3 protein-coding genes and 1 pseudogene are annotated in these 2,617 nt (G+C 44.4%); all 4 read left to right on the top strand.

What is annotated here, in order from left to right; translation table 11 throughout:
• A partial coding sequence (locus BLV48_RS19290) for an RHS repeat-associated core domain-containing protein (RefSeq protein ID WP_217633070.1) occupies positions 1-700 on the top strand: 700 nt, incomplete at its 5' end.
• Between the two features lie 30 nt (positions 701-730).
• On the top strand, positions 731-1,159 hold the full coding sequence (locus BLV48_RS18885; protein ID WP_139253996.1) for a hypothetical protein: 429 nt from the start codon (positions 731-733) through the stop codon (positions 1,157-1,159).
• A 330-nt stretch (positions 1,160-1,489) separates the two neighbouring features.
• Positions 1,490-1,891: a hypothetical protein gene (locus BLV48_RS18890; RefSeq protein WP_139253997.1), complete on the top strand. Its 402-nt coding sequence runs from the start codon at positions 1,490-1,492 to the stop codon at positions 1,889-1,891.
• Positions 1,892-2,161: 270 nt separating this feature from the next.
• Positions 2,162-2,617: pseudogene (locus tag BLV48_RS18650) on the top strand (RHS repeat domain-containing protein); the annotation flags it as partial.

The raw sequence follows: 2,617 nt of genomic DNA on the forward strand, positions 1-2,617 counted from the left end.
GCAGGCAACTGTTGCTTCTGGGAGTATCCTGACATTCAACCTCCGCTTTCCTGGCCAGTATTTTGACAGTGAAACGGGACTACATTACAACTACTATCGGGACTACGACCCCAGTACGGGGCGGTATATTCAGAGTGATCCGATTGGGTTGGGTGGAGGGCTCAATACATACGCTTACGTCTATAACAATCCCATCATGTTTTACGATCCTTATGGTCTTTGGGCATGGGGTGATCCACTTCCCCAAGGCGTCGTTGATTTCTCTGCTGGCTTTGGCGACACAATTTCTTTTGGTGCCACCGATTGGGTTCGTAATCAAATGGGAACCAATAGCGCACTGAATAAATGCTCAGGTGCTTATAGTGGTGGTGAGTGGGCTGGAATCGCCTATGGATTTGCAGCAGGAGGGGCAGCAGGTTGGCGAGCGGCAGGAAGCAAAGCCGCAGGTAAAGAGTTCTCGCATTGGATACCCAATAGGATGAGCGGCCCGCGTTCCATTTGGAATGGGAACTATGTTTCGACTAGGACGCATGCTTTATCAGATCCGTTTAGATACCGCTTTATGCCGAGAAGCTGGAAAAGCAATAACCCCATTTGGCCAGCGTGGAGACGTCAGCTTACAAGGCTTCCAAATTGGGCAAAGGGTTCTGGTATTGGCGGCGGTGCGGCAGGTGGAAGTGCTGCTAATGGCGGGGATTGAGGTTGCCAAAATTAATCAGGACAAGAATTCATGAAAACATTTGTAAGTTTTGAATCAGATTTTTCACATGAAGGGAAAGCCGGGAGTCCTCCCGGCAAAGAGTTGGCTCAGTATTTAAATGAAGGTTTAAGAAATGCTGGTTTTCAAGTTAGTGTACCGCAAAACCGTGAAGACTGGGCTTGGGATTTTTTACTAGATAAAAACTGCTACCGGATAGAAAGTATTGTTGGGTATGTGAATGATTCACCCGTTCAGTGGCTGATCACAACTCATCTGCACTTTTCATTTTGGAAAAATCTATTTGCAAGTTCAGTTAAAACACAAGCTGAAAGTGAGCTAAAAAGCTACTGTCGGGCGATCCATGAGCTTTTATCCGACAGTCGTTTCCAGACTGTTCGCTGGTACGCTCAAAGGGATTTTGATCAAAATGCGACAGAAAAATGGGCGGCGTCACCATAACCCTCACTGAAAAAGATCCTCTCAGACTATGGGCACTATTAAGCGCCCATAGTTTTATCCGTATTCTGGATTTTTTCCTCAAGGGAAAAGCGCGATTTCCATCGCTCGATAATTCAGAGATCATCAAAGAAACTTCAATGGCGAGAATTTTTGAGCGAGAGACTACTTTGTCTCGACAATGGAACTGGATAAAGAAATGGTGTCCGGTTTAGCGTGGGCAACTACAGTGGTGGAGGAAAGTTCCGAGGGAAGCCTGCACAAAGGACTATCGAGATATAGTCTCCCGGAAATAAGATTCCTTCAGATAAAATTCAGTTTAGGTAATTAGCTTTGGAAAAATATAAAGTTTTTATAATTTCTGAACCGCATATTCTGGATGATGATATTTATTGTCAGGATTTAGTGGACAATGGATCCTGCTTAGCATTAACTTTGAATGCAGTTCATAGGAGTATTTCCATAAAAATTACATTTGACTTTTTCTATATATATTCAAAGTCAAATGAGAGCTATAGATTGGAAACTATAGATAAAATCCCAGATGACAGGTATTTAATTTTAACAGTTGAAAACTCAAGGTTAGCAGAATGGTTTCATAAAGAAAGTAAAGGAATTTACTCTGATGATGACGTAGTTCACTACTTAATAATTACAAGTGATGAAGTAATTGATGTATTAAGTAGTATTCCTCCGTCAATAGAATGGAGCGAAAAAGGCAAAAAAATTCTATAGAGCTTATCTAAATACCTGTTAAAAAAGCCCGTATTCTTCGGGCTTTTTACTATCCTCAGTATTGTCATTTCCACCAGCAGAATCTGCACACCTAATCGGTTTCGGTTGTCATTGTTGACCCGCAGAGTTTGCATTTGGGGTCAACGCATATAAGAAGAGCTTCAAAACTCTGTATCAGCCAACCAGCCTCATAGGCTGATGTGACGCCCTTTTGGCGCAGAAACGTGATAAATCTACGTGGGAAACTGTGGGGAATAAGACGCGAATGGCAATGTACTGAGTAAAGGGGGCCTGAGCTTCAGCTACGACCGCTACAACAGTCTCATCAGTGTGGGCGGCACTGCCAGCGCGACCTACACATACAATGCTCATCGTCAGCGTACAAGCAAGACTGTTAATGGCCAAACCATCTACTACCTGTACAATCAATTCGGGCAGCTGCTGGCCGAGCTTGATCATAGCGAGCAGACAAAGGTTGAGTATGTCTGGTTGGGCACACAGCCACTGGCGGTGATTCATTCAGGCCCCGCTTCAGCCGTTGTATACTACCTACACACTGATCATCTCAATACACCGCTGGTCGTGAGTGATAATCAGGGAACGGTGGTCTGGCGGGCGGACTATGATGCACTTGGGCAGGCAACTGTTGCTTCTGGGAGTATCCTGACATTCAACCTCCGCTTTCCTGGCCAGTATTTTGACAGTGAAACGGGACTACATTACAAC

Origin of the sequence: Marinobacterium iners DSM 11526 (assembly GCF_900107855.1) — a bacterium.
Classification (GTDB): Bacteria; Pseudomonadota; Gammaproteobacteria; order Pseudomonadales; family Balneatricaceae; genus Marinobacterium; species Marinobacterium iners.

What these genes read in the sequence shown, in the direction of transcription:
- BLV48_RS18885 (WP_139253996.1), top strand. Translation starts at nt 731, where the DNA reads ATGAAAACATTTGTAAGTTTTGAATCAGATTTTTCACATGAAGGGAAA.